The 15654-nt window shown below is 68.6% G+C and carries 18 protein-coding genes; 11 read left to right on the top strand and 7 right to left on the bottom strand.

The features are described 5' to 3' along the window. Nucleotides 1-68: 68 nt before the first annotated feature. The 3 genes from gndA to AU072_RS18925 are packed head-to-tail and all read right to left on the bottom strand — an operon-like array spanning nucleotide 69 to nucleotide 2961. Complete coding sequence (gndA, locus tag AU072_RS18935; RefSeq protein ID WP_064415232.1) at nucleotides 69-1532, bottom strand: NADP-dependent phosphogluconate dehydrogenase; 1464 nt, start codon at nucleotides 1530-1532, stop codon at nucleotides 69-71. A gap of 56 nt (nucleotides 1533-1588) precedes the next feature. Beyond that, entirely contained in the window at nucleotides 1589-2530 is a 942-nt protein-coding gene (locus AU072_RS18930) for a M56 family metallopeptidase (protein ID WP_064415231.1), read from the bottom strand. A gap of 14 nt (nucleotides 2531-2544) precedes the next feature. Beyond that, nucleotides 2545-2961: a BlaI/MecI/CopY family transcriptional regulator gene (locus AU072_RS18925; RefSeq protein WP_064415230.1), complete on the bottom strand. Its 417-nt coding sequence runs from the start codon at nucleotides 2959-2961 to the stop codon at nucleotides 2545-2547. A 218-nt stretch (nucleotides 2962-3179) separates the two neighbouring features. On the opposite strand from AU072_RS18925, the gene AU072_RS18920 reads away from it, so the two are divergent. Then, the gene (locus AU072_RS18920) at nucleotides 3180-3956 is read left to right on the top strand and encodes a hypothetical protein (RefSeq protein ID WP_064415229.1); all 777 of its coding nucleotides are present in this window, start codon (nucleotides 3180-3182) and stop codon (nucleotides 3954-3956) included. Between the two features lie 154 nt (nucleotides 3957-4110). Here the strand turns inward: AU072_RS18920 and AU072_RS18915 are convergent, their stop codons facing one another. Then, complete coding sequence (locus tag AU072_RS18915) at nucleotides 4111-4503, bottom strand: rhodanese-like domain-containing protein (RefSeq protein WP_064415228.1); 393 nt, start codon at nucleotides 4501-4503, stop codon at nucleotides 4111-4113. A gap of 63 nt (nucleotides 4504-4566) precedes the next feature. Here AU072_RS18915 and AU072_RS18910 point away from each other — a divergent pair, with 63 nt between their 5' ends. The 7 genes from AU072_RS18910 to AU072_RS18880 are packed head-to-tail and all read left to right on the top strand — an operon-like array spanning nucleotide 4567 to nucleotide 9373. Then, nucleotides 4567-4971: a PaaI family thioesterase gene (locus tag AU072_RS18910; RefSeq protein ID WP_064415227.1), complete on the top strand. Its 405-nt coding sequence runs from the start codon at nucleotides 4567-4569 to the stop codon at nucleotides 4969-4971. Between the two features lie 50 nt (nucleotides 4972-5021). Beyond that, nucleotides 5022-5324, top strand: coding sequence for an urease subunit gamma (locus AU072_RS18905; RefSeq protein ID WP_064415226.1), 303 nt, complete (start codon nucleotides 5022-5024; stop codon nucleotides 5322-5324). An 8-nt stretch (nucleotides 5325-5332) separates the two neighbouring features. Next, nucleotides 5333-5647: an urease subunit beta gene (locus AU072_RS18900; RefSeq protein WP_064415248.1), complete on the top strand. Its 315-nt coding sequence runs from the start codon at nucleotides 5333-5335 to the stop codon at nucleotides 5645-5647. A 28-nt stretch (nucleotides 5648-5675) separates the two neighbouring features. Continuing rightward, nucleotides 5676-7409 carry an urease subunit alpha gene (locus tag AU072_RS18895; protein WP_064415225.1) on the top strand — a complete coding sequence of 578 codons (1734 nt, stop codon included), beginning with the start codon at nucleotides 5676-5678 and terminating at the stop codon, nucleotides 7407-7409. A 5-nt stretch (nucleotides 7410-7414) separates the two neighbouring features. Beyond that, on the top strand, nucleotides 7415-8050 hold the full coding sequence (locus AU072_RS18890) for an urease accessory protein UreF (protein ID WP_064415224.1): 636 nt from the start codon (nucleotides 7415-7417) through the stop codon (nucleotides 8048-8050). Between the two features lie 22 nt (nucleotides 8051-8072). Beyond that, nucleotides 8073-8747, top strand: coding sequence for an urease accessory protein UreG (gene ureG, locus AU072_RS18885; RefSeq protein WP_064415223.1), 675 nt, complete (start codon nucleotides 8073-8075; stop codon nucleotides 8745-8747). Continuing rightward, complete coding sequence (locus AU072_RS18880; RefSeq protein WP_064415222.1) at nucleotides 8747-9373, top strand: urease accessory protein UreD; 627 nt, start codon at nucleotides 8747-8749, stop codon at nucleotides 9371-9373. The genes ureG and AU072_RS18880 overlap by 1 nt, the downstream gene beginning before the upstream one ends. Here the strand turns inward: AU072_RS18880 and AU072_RS18875 are convergent. The 3 genes from AU072_RS18875 to AU072_RS18865 all read right to left on the bottom strand — a co-directional run bounded on the left by AU072_RS18875 (nucleotide 9370) and on the right by AU072_RS18865 (nucleotide 12522). After that, on the bottom strand, nucleotides 9370-10743 hold the full coding sequence (locus AU072_RS18875; RefSeq protein WP_064346378.1) for a type II NADH:quinone oxidoreductase Ndh: 1374 nt from the start codon (nucleotides 10741-10743) through the stop codon (nucleotides 9370-9372). The genes AU072_RS18880 and AU072_RS18875 overlap by 4 nt on opposite strands. 112 nt (nucleotides 10744-10855) lie before the next feature. Further along, nucleotides 10856-11785 carry an LLM class F420-dependent oxidoreductase gene (locus AU072_RS18870; RefSeq protein WP_064415221.1) on the bottom strand — a complete coding sequence of 310 codons (930 nt, stop codon included), beginning with the start codon at nucleotides 11783-11785 and terminating at the stop codon, nucleotides 10856-10858. A 65-nt stretch (nucleotides 11786-11850) separates the two neighbouring features. Beyond that, a complete protein-coding gene (locus tag AU072_RS18865; RefSeq protein WP_064415220.1) occupies nucleotides 11851-12522 on the bottom strand; it encodes an SDR family oxidoreductase in 672 nt (223 codons plus the stop codon). Nucleotides 12523-12659: 137 nt separating this feature from the next. Here AU072_RS18865 and AU072_RS18860 point away from each other — a divergent pair, with 137 nt between their 5' ends. The 3 genes from AU072_RS18860 to AU072_RS18850 all read left to right on the top strand — a co-directional run. Beyond that, nucleotides 12660-13463, top strand: a complete 804-nt coding sequence (locus AU072_RS18860; protein WP_064415219.1) for an ABC transporter permease — start codon at nucleotides 12660-12662, stop codon at nucleotides 13461-13463. After that, entirely contained in the window at nucleotides 13460-14512 is a 1053-nt protein-coding gene (locus AU072_RS18855; RefSeq protein ID WP_064415247.1) for a sulfate/molybdate ABC transporter ATP-binding protein, read from the top strand. The genes AU072_RS18860 and AU072_RS18855 overlap by 4 nt, the downstream gene beginning before the upstream one ends. 209 nt (nucleotides 14513-14721) lie before the next feature. Further along, a partial coding sequence (locus AU072_RS18850) for an alanine and proline-rich secreted protein Apa (protein WP_064415246.1) occupies nucleotides 14722-15654 on the top strand: 933 nt, incomplete at its 3' end.

Raw genomic sequence — 15654 nt, 5'->3', positions numbered from 1 at the left:
TCGCCGAGACCGCACAGAGATCGCGATTGAGCCCGATACCGCGATCTGTGCGCAGTCTCGACGAGGGCTCAGGCCTCGACTTCGCTGAGGTCCCCGCTCCACAGCGTGTGGAACCGTTCGGCGGGGTCGGTGTCGATGCGCCCGTAGGTGTGCGCACCGAAATAGTCGCGCAGGCCCTGGGTGAGCGCGGCCGGCAGGCGCTCCTGGCGCAATCCGTCGTAGTAGGACAGCGCCGAGGAGAAGCCGGGAATCGGGATGCCCAGTTCGGTGGCCGTGACGACGACGCGGCGCCAGCTGTCGATCGCCGCCTCGATCGCGCTGCGGAAGTACGGCGCGACGATCAGCGTCGGCAGGTCGGGGTTCTCGTCGAACGCGTCCTTGATGCGGTTGAGGAACTTGGCCCGGATGATGCAGCCGCCGCGCCAGATCGTGGCCAGGTCGCCGGGTGTGATGTTCCAGTTGTACTCGGCGCTGCCGGCCTGGATCTGGTTGAACCCCTGCGCGTAGGCGATGATTTTCGACGCGTACAGCGCCTGGCGGACGTCCTCGGTGAATTTCTGGGCGTCGCTGGGCTTTTCACCGAGGTCGCCGGAGGCCAGGCCGGTCGTGGCCTTGCGCTGGGTCACCGATCCGGACAGGGCGCGGGCGAACACGGCCTCGGCGATACCGGTCACCGGGACGCCGAGATCGAGCGCCGATTTCACCGTCCAGCGTCCGGTGCCCTTCTGCTCGGCCTCGTCGAGGATGATGTCGACCAGCGGTTTACCGGTCTTGGCGTCGGTCTGGCGCAACACCTTGGCGGTGATCTCGACCAGGAAGCTGTCCAGGTCACCGGAGTTCCATTCGTCGAAGACGTCGGCGATCTCGCCCGCCGACTTGCCGAGCCCGTCGCGCAGCAGTTGGTAGGCCTCGCCGATCAACTGCATATCGGAGTACTCGATGCCGTTGTGCACCATCTTCACGAAGTGGCCCGCGCCGTCGGGACCGATGTGGGTGCAGCACGGGACGCCGTCGACGTGCGCCGAGATCTCCTCGAGCAGCGGGCCCAGCGATCTGTAGGACTCGGCCGGGCCGCCGGGCATGATCGACGGGCCGTTGAGCGCGCCCTCCTCGCCGCCGGAGATACCGGCGCCGACGAAGTGCAGGCCGCGTTCGCGCATCGCCTTCTCGCGGCGGATCGTGTCGGTGTAGAGCGCGTTGCCGCCGTCGATGATGATGTCGCCTTCCTCCATCGCGTCGGCGAGTTCGTTGATCACCGCGTCGGTGGGGTCGCCGGCCTTGACCATGATCAGCACACGGCGGGGCTTCTCGAGCGCGTCGAGGAATTCGGCGATGGTCTCGCTGCGCACGAACTTTCCCTCGGAGCCGTGCTGTTGCAGCAGCGCGTCGGTCTTGGCGATCGAGCGGTTGTGCAGCGCGACGGTGTACCCGTGCCGGGCGAAGTTGCGCGCGATGTTCGATCCCATGACGGCAAGCCCGGTCACCCCGATCTGAGCGGTACCGGTGGTGGATGCGGAAGCGTCAGAGCTCATACGGGCAGCCTTTCGTTGTTTTGTTGTGTGAACGCCTCATTCGCGCGGCTTGTCGCTTAGGCGCTGAACAGCCGCTGCAGTTCGGTCAGCCACGGCAGCACCACCGCGACGGTCGGCACCACCAGCACCGCCGCCGCGGCCGCGTACGCGCCTGCGGCCAGCGCCAGGCTGTTGGGCCGGCCCCCGAGCCGGCGCACCCGCAGCACGGTGGTCGGGCCGCCCGCGGCCAGCGCACCCGATGGCGTCCGGCCGGCCGCGCACGCGACGAGTGCGCGGGCCAGGGGAGTGGGACCGGCGATGCGGACCGCCGCGTCGTCGGCCAGCATCTCGACCAGCAGCCTCACCGCGTGCAGGGCGCTTCCGCTTCGGACGAAGCGCGGGAACGCGGCATTCACCGCGGTGAACATCTCCAGCACGAGATCGTGCCGGGCGCGCAGGTGCGCGCGTTCGTGAGTGAGGATCGCGGCGATCTCGTTGTCCGCCAACGTCGTCAGCGCGCCCTCGCTGACCACGACGCGGCTGCGCACACCCGGCAGGCAGTACGCGAGCGGCTGGTCCACGTTCAGGATGCGAAGTCCGCCACCGGCGTGGGCGTGGGCCCATTTCTGCGACTTGCCCACCAGGTCGACGACCATGCGGTGGTGGGCGCGACGGCGCCGTGTCGCGATGGCCACCTGCAGCACCGCCACGATCAGACGCGCACCGATCACCAGCGTCAGCGCGAAGACCACCACGTAGGCGATCCACACCGGCCAGCCCAGGACGGCGATCTCACTGGTGATGGTGGCGGTCGGCCGACCGTCGGGACCCGGCGCGAAAAGCCTGCTGGCGATGGCGATGCCGGCCGAGAAGGCCGACAGAACGGCGGCCAGCGCGATCGCCTGCCACAGCACGATGGCCGCTCGCGGTGCGCGGAACGGCCACGACGCGCGCGCCAGGAGGGCGGGCACCGGTCCCGACAGGACCAGCGCCAAGACGGTGAAGGCCAGCGCGGACACGCTGTCAGTCTCTCTCAGCCGGTGCCCGAATTACCAGCGGGCGGCGCTACGCGAACCTTGCCTTCCAGTTCGGTCAGTGCACGCCGCAACGCCGCGGCTTCGTCTGCGCCGACCCGCTCGACGAAATGCACCAGCGCGGCTTCCCGGCTGCCCGAGTCGGCGGCCTGGTCGAGCGCGTCGACCATCAGGCCCGCGACGAGTTCATCGCGACCGTGGGTGGGTGCATAGCGGTGGGCGCGGTCATCGCGGTGCTGCACGACGAGGTTCTTCTTGGCCAGCCGCTGCAGCACGGTCATGATCGTGGTGTACGCCAAGTCGCGTTGGGCGGAGAGCGCCTCGTGAACTTGGCGCACGGTTTGGGGTTCGCGCGAAGACCACAGGTGATCCATCACCGCGCGCTCAAGTTCCCCTAAACGCGTCAACTTCGCCATGGTCCGTTCATCTCCCTAGAGCTATCGATCCAGCGTACTACGCCTTACTACGGTGCGTCGTATTTCGCCTGGTGGACAAGCCGGCATCGTCGCCGGCTCGGGCCTGCCTCCGTGGTCACCGCCCTTTCGAGGGATGGTGTGAAAGCAGTCACAGGGTCTGGTCGTCGTGACGCGCCTGGCTATAGTAAGCCTTACCTAACTTGAATATGGGAGGCCCTATGACGGTATTGGTCGACGATCCGCTCATCGCGAGCATGGCGATCCACCGGACGCTGCCGCTGCATGAGTCGAGTCGGCGGCTCCGTGAGCTCTACCCCGAGTGTCCACGGGTCTACGGCGTCGCGGTGATGCGGGATCTGTCCCGGCGGCGGTGGTGGCCGCTGGCCGATGCGTTGACCACGGACCGCCTGCAGACGATGTTCGATCTGGCCGCCGAGGAGACCGACAGCCGCGCGGCGGTGGCGCACCAGTTGGCGGCCACCCTCGCCCACGTGGTCGTCGGACGCGTCGTACCGCTGGTCGTACTCGAAGGGCGCGCATGGGATACCGGTCTGGAGAACCTGTGGGTGCACGTCGACTCCGAAGGTGCGATCGACTGGGTCGGCGTCGTCGACCCGACGCTGCGGGCCCTTCCCGACGATCCGTACTTCAATTGCAGGGCAAACCGCGCCGGACGCTCGACGCGCGACGGCATCGTGGCGCTGCCAAGCGAGGCGGCGTTGACGACGTGGGTCGCGCACCGCAGCCACCGTGCGCTGGCGCCGCTGTTCGCCAAGCTGGCCGACATCAGCGGGGGCGCGATGTCGGTCCCCTCGATGTGGCACGTCGTGGGCGGCGCGGTCGTCAGCGCCGCCACCCAGGTACCGCTCCTTGCCGGATCCAGCGAGTGGACGAGCATGCGGCGCGGGCAGGCCGTGCTCGATGCGCTCGTCGGCTTCGGGCTTCCGGTCCGCGGCACCTCGCGGTCAACCCCGGGGAAGGTCTTGCTTAATTAGGCAAGCCTTGCCTATGCTCTTGACCAGAGAGTGACACGAACCACCGGACCGCGCCGGAGTCCTGAGGGCTGCAGAGACCCCCGGTCCACACGGAGGACGGGCCCCGCACCATTGGTGCGGGGCCCGTCCGCATGTGTGCCGATTTCCAGATACGTCAGGTGTTTTCGCTGCCGGCCTGTTCGACGGCGCCACCGCTGTCGGCCCACTCGCCGAACGCTCCGAGGTTGTACACCTCCTGATACCCGAGCTCCTTGAGCGCCTGACCCGAGAGCGCCGAGCGCCCACCGGAGGCGCAGTACACGATCACCGGCTTGTCCTTGGAGAAGTTCTGGTCGTGGTACGGCGACTCCGGGTCGGCACGGAACTCGAGCATGCCGCGGGTGACGTGGACGGCGCCCGCCACCTTGCCGCTCTTGTCCAGTTCGGGGGCGTCGCGGACGTCGACGACCAACGCGCCCTTGGCGATCAGATCCTTCGCCTCGTCGTGGGAGATCTTCGGCACCACGGCATTGGCGGCTTCAACGAGTTCTTTCGCGGTCTTGGCCATGGCTGACCCTAACTCCGCGCACCCGGCGCGGTCACGGCGTCGGACAGCGTGTAGACACGTTCCGTGACTTCCGACCTGCCTTCCGACCTGGGTAAGGGCTTCGACACCGAACTCGGCCTGACCTATCTCGAACTCGGTCCCGACGGCGGCCGGGCACAGCTGACGGTCACGGACAAGCTGCTGCAGCCGTACGGCATCGTGCACGGCGGTGTGTACTGCTCGATCGTGGAGAGCCTGGCCAGCGTGTCCGCCGCGGTCTGGCTCGCCGACAACGGTGGCGGGAACGTCGTCGGCGTCAACAACAACACCGACTTCCTGCGGGCCATCTCCTCGGGAACCGTCACCGCGGTGTCCACACCGATCCACCGCGGCCGGCGTCAGCAGCTGTGGCAGATCACCGTCACCGACGACGACGACCGGCTCGTCGCGCGCGGACAGGTGCGGCTGCAGAACATGCCCGCGGAGTAACAGGTCGCGTGCGCTGCTGATCGCCGCGCTCCGTGGCAATATCGCCCACTATGCGTTTATCCCCGCATGAGCAGGACCGCCTGCTGATGTCCTACGCGGCCGAGCTCGCCCGGCGCCGGAAGGGCCGTGGCTTGAAGCTCAACCACCCCGAAGCGGTCGCGCTGATCACCGACCACCTCCTCGAGGGCGCCCGCGACGGCCGCACGGTCGCCGAGCTCATGGCCAGTGGCCGCGAGGTTCTGCGCCGCGAGGACGTCATGGAGGGCGTACCCGAAATGCTCGAGGACGTCCAGGTCGAGGCGACGTTCCCCGACGGCACCAAGCTCGTCACCGTCCACCATCCGATTCCGTGACCGGACCGATGGTGCCCGGCGAAATCCTGTACGGGGACGGCGAAATCGAGATCAACGCGGGCGCCGAGCGGCTCGCGATGGAGGTCCTCAACACCGGGGACCGACCGGTACAGGTCGGCAGCCACGTCCATCTGCCGCAGGCCAACGCCGCACTGTCCTTCGACCGCGCGGCCGCGCACGGCCACCGGCTCGACATCCCGGCGGGCACCGCGGTGCGGTTCGAACCCGGTGTCGCCCAGACTGTCTCGCTCGTCCCGCTCGGAGGCTCGCGCGAAGTGCACGGGTTGAACCTGTCCCCGCCCGGGCGGCTGGACCCGCGATGAGCACGTCCGCCGAGAGCAGAGGAGCCCGATGACCCGGTTGCCACGCGCCAGGTACGGCGCCCTGTTCGGGCCGACCACCGGCGATCGGATCCGACTGGCCGACACTGGCCTGTTCATCGAGATCACCGAGGACCGCAGCGGCGGACCCGAACTCGCCGGGGACGAGGCGGTCTTCGGCGGGGGCAAGGTGCTGCGCGAATCGATGGGGCAGGGACGTGCGACACGCGCCGACGGGGCGCCCGACACCGTCATCACCGGCGTGGCGATCCTGGACTACTGGGGAATCATCAAGGCCGACATCGGCATTCGTGATGGCCGCATCAGCGCGATCGGCAAGGCCGGCAACCCCGACATCATGTCGGGCGTCCATCCCGGCCTCGTGGTCGGGCCGTCGACCGAGGTCATCGGGGGCAACGGCCGGATCGTCACCGCCGGCGGCATCGACTGCCACGTGCACCTGATCTGCCCCCAGACGATGGCCGAAGCGCTCGGCGGCGGCATCACCACGATGATCGGCGGCGGTACCGGCCCGGCAGAGGGCAGTAAGGCCACCACCGTCACCCCCGGCGCATGGCACCTGGCCCGCATGCTCGAGTCGCTGGACTCCTGGCCGATGAACATCGCGCTGCTCGGCAAGGGCAACACGGTCAGCGCCGAGGCCATGTGGGAGCAATTGCGCGGGGGCGCTTCTGGATTCAAACTGCACGAAGACTGGGGCAGCACGCCCGCCGCGATCGACGCCTGCCTCACGGTGGCCGACGCGTCGGGCGTACAGGTCGCCCTGCATTCGGACACCCTCAACGAGGCGGGCTTCGTAGAGGACACCGTCGGCGCGATCGCCGGCCGGTCGATTCACGCCTACCACACCGAGGGCGCCGGTGGCGGGCACGCTCCCGACATCATCACCATCGCCGCACACCCGCACGTGCTGCCCAGTTCGACCAATCCGACGCGGCCGCACACGGTCAACACGCTCGACGAGCACCTCGACATGCTGATGGTGTGCCACCACCTCAACCCCAGCGTCCCCGAGGATCTCGCGTTCGCCGAGAGCCGCATCCGGCCGTCGACCATTGCCGCCGAGGACCTGCTGCACGACATCGGGGCGATCTCGATGATCGGCAGCGACGCCCAGGCGATGGGCCGCATCGGCGAAGTGGTCATCCGCACCTGGCAGACCGCGCACGTCATGAAACGCAGACGCGGCGCACTGGAGGGCGACACCACGGGGGCCAGGGCCGCCGACAACAACCGCGCGCGACGCTATGTCGCCAAGTACACGATCTGCCCGGCGATCGCGCACGGCCTCGACGCCGAGATCGGATCGATCGAGGTGGGCAAGCTCGCCGATCTGGTGCTGTGGGAGCCCGCATTCTTCGGTGTGCGGCCGCACGCAGTGCTCAAGGGCGGCATGATCGCCTGGGCCGCAATGGGAGACGCCAACGCGTCGATCCCGACCCCGCAACCGGTGCTGCCGCGCCCCATGTTCGGCGCGGCGCCGTCGGCGGCCGCCGCCACGTCGGTGCACTTCGTTTCTCAGCAGGCCGTCGACGACGGACTGGCCGACCGCATCGATGTGAAACGCCGCCTCGTGCCGGTCAAGGATGTTCGCAACGTCGGTAAGGCCGATATGCCGCTCAACGACGCGCTGCCACGCATCGAAGTCGATCCCGACACCTTCACCGTTCGCATCGACGGAGACGTCTGGCAGGAGCAACCTGCGGCCGAATTGCCGATGGCACAACGATATTTCCTGTTCTGAACCCGATGACAAATCTGACCTCACTCCTCGCACTGGCCGACTCGCGGTTACCGACCGGCGGGCACGTGCACTCCGGCGGCGTCGAGGAGGCGGTCACCAGCGGACTGGTCGCCGACGTGACCACGCTGCGCGCGTATCTGCGCCGACGCATCCGAACCCAGGGCCTCGTCACCGCATCATTGGCCGCCGCGGTGCACACCGGGACACTCGGACCCTCCCAGGCCGACCACGAAACCGATGCCCGCACACCGGCGCCCGCCGCCCGCCAGGCGTCGCGCGCCCAGGGGCGAGGCCTGGTTCGGCTGTCCCGCCGGGTGTGGCCCGACGAAGACTGGAGCGCGCTCGGGGCGACCCCGCACCTCGCGGTCGCGGCAGGATGGGCCGGGCGCGCGGCGGGGCTGACTGCGCAGCAGACCGCCCTCTCGGTGGTCTACACCACGATGACGGGTTCGGCGACGGCCGCGCAGCGCCTGCTCGCGCTCGATCCGGGTGACGTCGCCGCGCTCACCTTCGAGCTGTCGACGCTGTGTGACCTCACCGCGGCCTCGGCGGCAAAAGAACTGGCCGACCTGTCCGATCCCGTGCTCGACGTGCTGGCTCAGCGTCACAGCAGGCGTGAGCGCCCCTTGTTCGCCTCGTAGTCCGCGCCCCGAAAGGATCGTCATGCCACCGCATTTCACCGACGGCGAGCCACACCGCCATCTCGAACGGCCCAAGCGCGCGCGACAGCCCGGGGAGCCGTTGCGCATCGGCGTCGGCGGTCCGGTGGGTTCGGGTAAGACCGCGCTGGTCGCGGCGTTGTGCCGGCAGCTGCGCGACGAGGTGTCGCTGGCCGTGCTGACCAACGACATCTACACCACCGAGGACGCGGACTTCCTACGACGCCATGCCGTGCTGCCCGACGAGCGGATCGCCGCCGTGCAGACCGGCGGCTGCCCGCACACCGCGATCCGCGACGACATCACCGCCAACCTCGACGCCATCGACGACCTCATCGCCGGAAACGACCGGCTGGACCTCATCCTCGTCGAATCCGGGGGAGACAACCTGACGGCGACGTTCTCCTCAGGGCTGGTCGATGTCCAGATCTTCGTCGTCGATGTGGCCGGCGGCGACAAAGTTCCCCGCAAGGGCGGTCCCGGGGTGACCTACTCAGACCTGCTGGTGATCAACAAGACCGACCTCGCCCCACTGGTCGGAGCCGACCTCGACGTGATGCGGCGCGACGCGACGGCCGTGCGCGGTGAGCGCCCGTTCGTGATGATCTCGCTGACCGAGGACCCCACGGCCTCCGCGGTGCTGGACTGGGTTCGCGCCCAACTCCGGGTGCCCGTCTAGTGCGATCCGAGGTCCTGATCGTCGCGCGGCGGGAGCGCCGGCCGCGCATCGAATGCGCCGGCGGTCTGGCTGCCCGGCTCACCGGGCCCGACACGGTCCATCTCGTGTCGGCGGCGGCGACCCCGTTGGGTGGCGACGTGCTCCATTTCCGCGTCGTCGTCGAACCGGACGCTCGACTGCGGATACGCACCGCCGCCGCGACCATGGCTCTGCCCGGTGCGAAAACCCCTGACTCCCATGCGATCTGGGAGCTCGATGTGGCGGGCTTGCTGGACCTCGACCCGGAGCCCACGATCGTGGCCGCCGACTCACGCCACCACAGCTCGGTCCGCCTCGATCTCGGGGCACGCGGACGGGTCAGGATCCGCGAGCGGGTGCAGATCGGCAGATCCGATGAACGCGATGGGTTCTGGTCGGGGTCGCTGCACGCCGACGTCGACGGCGCTCCACTGCTGCGGCACCGCATCGAGCTGGGCAGGGGATCGGTCACCGACGACGAGATCGGCGCGCCGATGGCCGCGATCAGCGAACTGAGCTACCCGGACGCCGACGTCGACACCACGGGCGAACCGCTGGCGCTGGCCGCGGGCGGCTGCCTTGCGACGTGGCAGGGCGCGCGACTCTAGCCTGCGACCTTCTCGGTGTCGCGTACGCCGGCCGCAATCTCCTCGAGCTCCTCGATTCGGGTGCGGGCGTAGGCCTGCTGCTCGGTGATCGTGAGGTTGCCGCGCTGCGTCGACAGGAACGTCACCGTCCACGACACCAGCGTGGTGAGCTTGCGCCGGAAGCCGACCAGATACACGAGGTGCAACACCAGCCAGGCCAGCCACGCGATGAAGCCACCGAACTCCAGCGGACCGATCTTCGCGACCGCGGAGAACCGCGAGACCGTGGCCATCGAACCCTTGTCGAAGTATTGGAACGGTTCACGCTGCGTGGGGTCGGCGCCCTTGAGCTCGGCCCTGATCGCGTTGGCGGCATACCGTCCACCCTGAATGGCGCCCTGCGCCTGCCCGGGTACGCCCTCGACATGGGCCATATCGCCCACCACGAACACGTTCGGATGGCCGGGCAGCGTCAGGTCCGGGTTCACCAGCACGCGCCCGGCCCGGTCGACCTCGCCCTCGGACTGCTCGGCGAGGTCCCGGCCCAGCGGGCTGGCCTGCACACCGGCCGACCACACCTTCGTCGCGGACTCGATACGTCGGATCGTGCCGTCGGAGTCCTTGACGGTGATGCCGTTGCGGTCGACGTCGGTGACCATGGCGCCGAGCTGGATGTCGACGCCCATCTTCTCCAGCCGGGCCTGCGCCTTCTTGCCGAGCTTTTCGCCCATCGGGGGCAACACCGCGGGCGCGGCGTCGAGCAGGATCACCCGCGCGGTGGTCGAATCGATATGGCGGAACGCACCTTTGAGGGTGTGATCGGCCAATTCGGCGATCTGTCCGGCCATTTCGACGCCGGTCGGACCCGCACCGACCACCGTGAACGTCAGCAGCTTCTCGCGCCGGGCCGGATCACTGGAACGCTCCGCCTGCTCGAACGCGCTGAGGATGCGCGCCCGCAGCTCCAGCGCGTCGTCGATCGACTTCATACCCGGTGCCCACTCCGCGAAATGGTCGTTACCGAAGTAGGACTGGCCGGCGCCGGCGGCGACGATGAGCGTGTCGTAGGGGGTGACGTAGGTGTGGCCCAGCAGCTCCGACTTGACCGTCTGGTTGGCCAGGTCGATGTGGGTGACATCCCCGAGCAGCACCTGACAGTTCTTCTGCTTGCGCAGGATCATCCGCGTCGGGGGAGCGATCTCGCCGGAGGGGATGATGCCGGTGGCCACCTGGTACAGCAGCGGCTGGAAAAGATGGTGGGTGGTCTTGGCGATCAACTTGACGTCGACGTCGGCTCTCTTCAGCCTTTTGGCAGCGGTCAGCCCGCCGAACCCTGACCCGATGATGACGACCTTGTGCCGATCAGATGCAGTGGCTCCGGGATGGCTCATTCTGGGCTCCTCGACGGTGCTTCCACGTGCAGTTCACTACCCGTAACGGTAGTCGCCTGAACACCCGATCAGTGAACGGGTTCGCTGTGTTATATCCCACCCGGTGCAGCGATCACCCACCGAGCAGCGGTCGGAGCGCTTCGCCCACCGCGGTGACACGGCCGGGGTGGTAGCCGTCGAGGCTCGTCACCGGGCTCAAGATCACCCCGTCGACACCGGCGTCGAGGACCTTGGTCTTGATCTGCTCGGCGATCTGATCGGCACCGCCGAACACCGCTTGCTGTTTGAAGTCGTCCGGGATGACGTCGCCGGTGACGTTCTCGTCGATGATCGCGACGACGAGCATGCTGGTCTCCAGCGTCGCGGGGTCGCGGCCGATCTCCTCGCAGCGTTCCTTGACCACCTGTATCTTGCGCGGCAGCTCGTCGAAGCCCGCGATGATGTTGAGGTGGTCGAAGTGCCTGGCCGCCAGCGGGATCGTCTTCTTCTCGCCGCTGCCACCGATCATCAACGGAATGTGGTCGCGGAACCGCGGTTCGGCCATGGCCTCTTTGGCGCGGTAGTACTTGCCCTCGACCGTCGGGCGCTCGCCGTGCAGCATCGGCAGGATGATCTCCAACGCCTCGCCGAGCTTGTTGAAGCGGTCGGTGAAGGTCCCGAACTCGTATCCGAGGCTGTCGTGTTCGAGCTCGTACCAACCGGTGCCGATGCCGAGGATGGCGCGTCCCTGGCTCATCACGTCCAGTGTGGTGATCGCCTTGGCCAGCAGCGTCGGATTGCGGTAGGTGTTGCCGGTCACGAGGGTCCCCAGCTGAACCCGCTCGGTGGCCGTCGCCAGACCGCCCAGCGCCGTGTACGCCTCGAGCATGGGCTGGTCCGGCGTGCCGAGTCCGGGCAATTGATAGAAGTGGTCCATCACGAAGACCGAGTCGAAACCGGCCGCCTCGGCCTCCTGCGCCTGCGCGATGACGGTGGGGAAGATTTCGGCCACGCCCGTGCCGTAGGAGAAGTTGGGGATCTGGAGCCCGAGTTTGATGGTCATGAGAGCACGTAACCACACCTAAGCGGAGCGGTCACCCCGTTTAGCTTCGGGCGAAAGGCGGAATATCAGCCGAAGTTTGCGAGCGCGCCCTTGCTGACATGCAGAACCTGGCCGGTGATGTGACGCGCGGCCGGCGTGGTGAGGAACAAAGCGAGCCGCGCGATCTCGTCGGCGACCGGCGGAGGTGTGCGCGACAGGCCTTCGTACCCGGGCTCGGCGCTTCGGCCCGAGGCCACCGCATTGACGGTGATGCCGCGGGTGCCGAAGTACTCGGCCTGACCGGCGGTCCAGTCGGCGAGCGCAGCCTTGACCGCGGCGTCCGCGCTGCCGACGGCCGGGTTCTCGGGGACCACGTTGACGATCGAACCGCCCGATCGCAGATGGTCGCCGAGGATCTGCACCGTCAGCACGGCCGACACGACCGTCGAGTCCAGCGCCGCACGCCACGCCCTGGCCAGGTCGGACAGCGAATAAGTACGGGGATCGCCGCCGTCCCACCCGGGGGCGGGCACGTTGACGATCGTGTCGAGGTGGTGCGGAAACTGCTGTCGGGCCGCTTCCAGGCTGTCGGGATCGGTGTTGTCGAGCACGATCGCGTCGACGTCGAGTTCCTTGGCGGCGACTTCGAGTTCGTCGCGGCGGGCGCCCACGATCACGACGCGGTGACCGGCGTCGCGGAAGCCTTCGGCGATCGTGCGGCCCAGATCGGTGTCACCTGCGGTGACGAGCACCTCCATCGCGAGGACCTCCCTGTCGTGTTCGACGCTGAACGCAGCGATCCTCCAAATGTTACTGGACAGTAGCTATAGCACGAAACCGGCGCGCAGGCGCATGTCCCATAGGGTTTGGCCTGTGAGGTGCGAGGCGGGGCGGGTTGAGTAACCCGGCTGGTCTTCCGCGCTGGCTGTATCTGCCCGCGGCGGTCGGCGCGCTGTTCGTCGCGGTGCCGCTCGCCGCGATCGCGGCCAGGGTCGACTGGCCGAACATCCTGCAGCTGATCAGCAGCGAGTCCTCGGTGAACGCGCTGCTGCTGAGCCTGCGTACGGCGACCGCGAGCACGGTGCTGTGTCTGATACTCGGCGTTCCGATGGCGCTGGTCCTGGCGCGCAGCGACAGCCGGGTGGTCCGGGCCGCGCGACCCCTGATCCTGTTGCCGCTCGTGCTGCCCCCGGTGGTCGGGGGGATCGCGCTGCTGTACGCATTCGGCCGCCTCGGTCTGATCGGCCAGTATCTGGACGCCGCAGGCGTGCAGATCGCGTTCACGACGACGGCGGTCGTGCTTGCGCAGACGTTCGTGTCGCTGCCGTTCCTGGTGATCGCGCTCGAAGGGGCCGCGCGTACGGCCGGAACCGGCTACGAAACGGTGGCCGCCACGCTCGGTGCCCGCCCGTCCCGGGTGTGGTGGCGCGTGACGCTTCCGCTGCTGACGCCCGGCCTGGTCTCCGGCGCGGTGCTGGCGTTCGCCCGATCCCTCGGCGAGTTCGGCGCGACGCTCACGTTCGCAGGCTCCCGTGAGGGTGTTACCCGCACACTTCCGCTGGAGATCTACCTGCAGCGGGAGAGCGACCCCGACGCCGCGGTGGCGTTGTCGCTCCTGCTGGTGGTGGTGGCCGCCGTGGTGGTGCTGGGGTTGGGCACTCGACGGTTGCGCGGTGACAGCGCGTGGAGCGCGGCGTGACCGGCGTCAGCGTGCGCGCCGTCGTCGAACAGCGCGGCGTCGACGTCGCATTCGACGTCGGCGCCGGCGAAGTGCTGGCCGTACTCGGCCCCAACGGTGCGGGCAAGTCGACGATTCTGCATGTCATCGCCGGACTGGTACGGCCCGACGACGGTCTCGTGCGGGTGGGCCCCCGGGTGCTCTCGGACACCCAAGCGGGTGTCCATGTGGCGACCCACGACCGCCGCGTCGGGCTGCTGATGCAGGATCCGCTGCTGTTTCCGCATCTCGACGTCGCCGCCAACGTCGCCTTTGCACCCGGAAGCAGGCGTCCCGAGCATTGGCTCGCGCAGGTCGACGCGACCGGCCTGGCCGACCGCAGGCCGCGTCAGCTGTCCGGGGGACAGGCGCAACGGGTCGCGCTGGCACGTGCGTTGGCCGCCGAACCCGACCTGCTGTTGCTCGACGAGCCGTTGGCCGGGCTCGACGTCGCGGCCGCCGCCGCGATGCGCAAGGTGCTGCGCGACGTGCTCACACGCGACGGTCGGTCCGCGGTGATGGTGACCCACGACGTGCTCGACGTGGTCACCCTCGCCGATCGGGTGCTGGTGCTCGAATCCGGTCGGATCGCCGAAATAGGTTCTGCTGCAACCGTGTTGGCTGCCCCGCGGAGCGATTTCGGCGCCCGGTTGGCCGGGGTCAACCTTGTTCGCGGGACGGCGGACGGCCGCGGTGTGCTCACCACCCTGTGGGGCGCGGCATGGCATGCGAGCCCGGCGCCGGGCATCGCGACCGCAGGGCCGGCGGTCGCCCTGTTTCACCCCGCGGCGGTTGCGGTGTACCGGGACCGGCCGCACGGCAGCCCCCGTAACACCGTCGAAGTCACCGTCGCTGAACTCGACGGCCGCGGACCCGCTATTAGGGTCCGGGCCGAGGAGCAGCCCGACGGCAGCCCGGGGCTCGCGGCCGACATCACCGCGGATTCCGCGACCGAGTTGAGGCTCGCCCCCGGGGAACGGGTGTTCTTCGCAGTGAAGGCACAGGAGGTCACGCTTCATCCGGCCCAGTAACGGTTACCGGAGCGGCTGCGAAAAACAATCGAGTCACCGGCAGCGACAGCGGTTCGTCCATCCCGCGCCACGCGCGGGTACTGTGCTGTGTCAGCAAATCATGGTGTCACTGCTATCAGCGCTTATCGTCTTCTCAGCTATGTCTTATTTATCCTCATTTTGAGCAATTCACACTTGCGTCACGGCGGTAACACGGTAGTTTCTTTTCCATGGATCAGCCGGATGCGTTTTCAGCCCCGCGCAGGGGGCTCTCCAGGACATTGGCGGTTGCGGCGGCGACCGGGGCAACCGCCATAGCGCTCGCGCTCCCGACGGTGGCCCAGGCGCAGCCCGAGCCGACGCCTCCGCCGCCCCCGCCGCCGCCGACGGGGAACACCTTCCTGCAAGGTCCTCCGCCGCCTCCGGCACCAGGGGCGCCGGCACCCGCTCCGGCACCGGGTGCGCCCGCTCCTGCTCCCGCGCCCGGCGCGCCAGCCCCCGCCCCTGGGGATCCGAACGCACCGGCCCCGGCGCCCGGCGATCCGAACGCTCCGGCCCCGGCGCCTGGCGATCCGAACGCTCCGGCCCCGGCGCCCGGCGACCCGGGCCGCGTGGACTCGGCCGCCGGTGGCCTCAGCTACGTCGTGCCCGCGGGGTGGAAAGTCGCGGACTCGACGCAACTCTCCTATGGCCAGGTGTTGCTGACCAAGGACGCCCCCGAAGGCGCCGAGCCACCCAACGACACCAGCATCCTGCTCGGCCGCCTCGACCTGAAACTCTTCGCGGGCGCCGAGACGGACAACACGAAAGCCGCACAGCGGTTGTCCTCCGACATGGGCGAGTTCTTCATGCCGTTCCCCGGCACCCGGGTCAACCAGGAGACCGTCGAGCTCAACGCCGACGGCATGCCGGGCGTCGCGTCGTACTACGAGGTGAAGTTCACCGACACGAACAAGCCCAACGGCCAGATCTGGGCCGGCGTGGTGGGCAACCCGGTCGAACCCGGTACGCCGCGCGGTCAGCGCACACCTGAGCGGTGGTTCGTGGTCTGGCTCGGCACCGCGAACAACCCTGTGCCCAAGGAAGAAGCGGTGACGCTGGCCAATTCGATCCGGCCGTACACCCCACCCGCGGCCCCTGCGGCCCCGCCCGCGGATCCCAAC

Source organism: Mycolicibacterium novocastrense, from assembly GCF_001499835.1.
Lineage (GTDB): Bacteria > Actinomycetota > Actinomycetes > Mycobacteriales > Mycobacteriaceae > Mycobacterium > Mycobacterium novocastrense.
The sequence above is the reverse complement of the archived record's forward strand: the minus strand, read 5'-3'. Positions and strand labels throughout refer to the sequence as shown.

What these genes read in the sequence shown, in the direction of transcription:
- AU072_RS18900 (WP_064415248.1), top strand. Translation starts at nt 5,333, where the DNA reads ATGGTGCCCGGCGAAATCCTGTACGGGGACGGCGAAATCGAGATCAAC.
- AU072_RS18870 (WP_064415221.1), bottom strand. Translation starts at nt 11,785, where the DNA reads ATGACCATCAAACTCGGGCTCCAGATCCCCAACTTCTCCTACGGCACG.
- AU072_RS18905 (WP_064415226.1), top strand. Translation starts at nt 5,022, where the DNA reads ATGCGTTTATCCCCGCATGAGCAGGACCGCCTGCTGATGTCCTACGCG.
- AU072_RS18925 (WP_064415230.1), bottom strand. Translation starts at nt 2,961, where the DNA reads ATGGCGAAGTTGACGCGTTTAGGGGAACTTGAGCGCGCGGTGATGGAT.
- AU072_RS18875 (WP_064346378.1), bottom strand. Translation starts at nt 10,743, where the DNA reads ATGAGCCATCCCGGAGCCACTGCATCTGATCGGCACAAGGTCGTCATC.
- ureG (WP_064415223.1), top strand. Translation starts at nt 8,073, where the DNA reads ATGCCACCGCATTTCACCGACGGCGAGCCACACCGCCATCTCGAACGG.
- AU072_RS18895 (WP_064415225.1), top strand. Translation starts at nt 5,676, where the DNA reads ATGACCCGGTTGCCACGCGCCAGGTACGGCGCCCTGTTCGGGCCGACC.
- AU072_RS18920 (WP_064415229.1), top strand. Translation starts at nt 3,180, where the DNA reads ATGACGGTATTGGTCGACGATCCGCTCATCGCGAGCATGGCGATCCAC.
- AU072_RS18915 (WP_064415228.1), bottom strand. Translation starts at nt 4,503, where the DNA reads ATGGCCAAGACCGCGAAAGAACTCGTTGAAGCCGCCAATGCCGTGGTG.
- AU072_RS18890 (WP_064415224.1), top strand. Translation starts at nt 7,415, where the DNA reads ATGACAAATCTGACCTCACTCCTCGCACTGGCCGACTCGCGGTTACCG.
- AU072_RS18865 (WP_064415220.1), bottom strand. Translation starts at nt 12,522, where the DNA reads ATGGAGGTGCTCGTCACCGCAGGTGACACCGATCTGGGCCGCACGATC.
- gndA (WP_064415232.1), bottom strand. Translation starts at nt 1,532, where the DNA reads ATGAGCTCTGACGCTTCCGCATCCACCACCGGTACCGCTCAGATCGGG.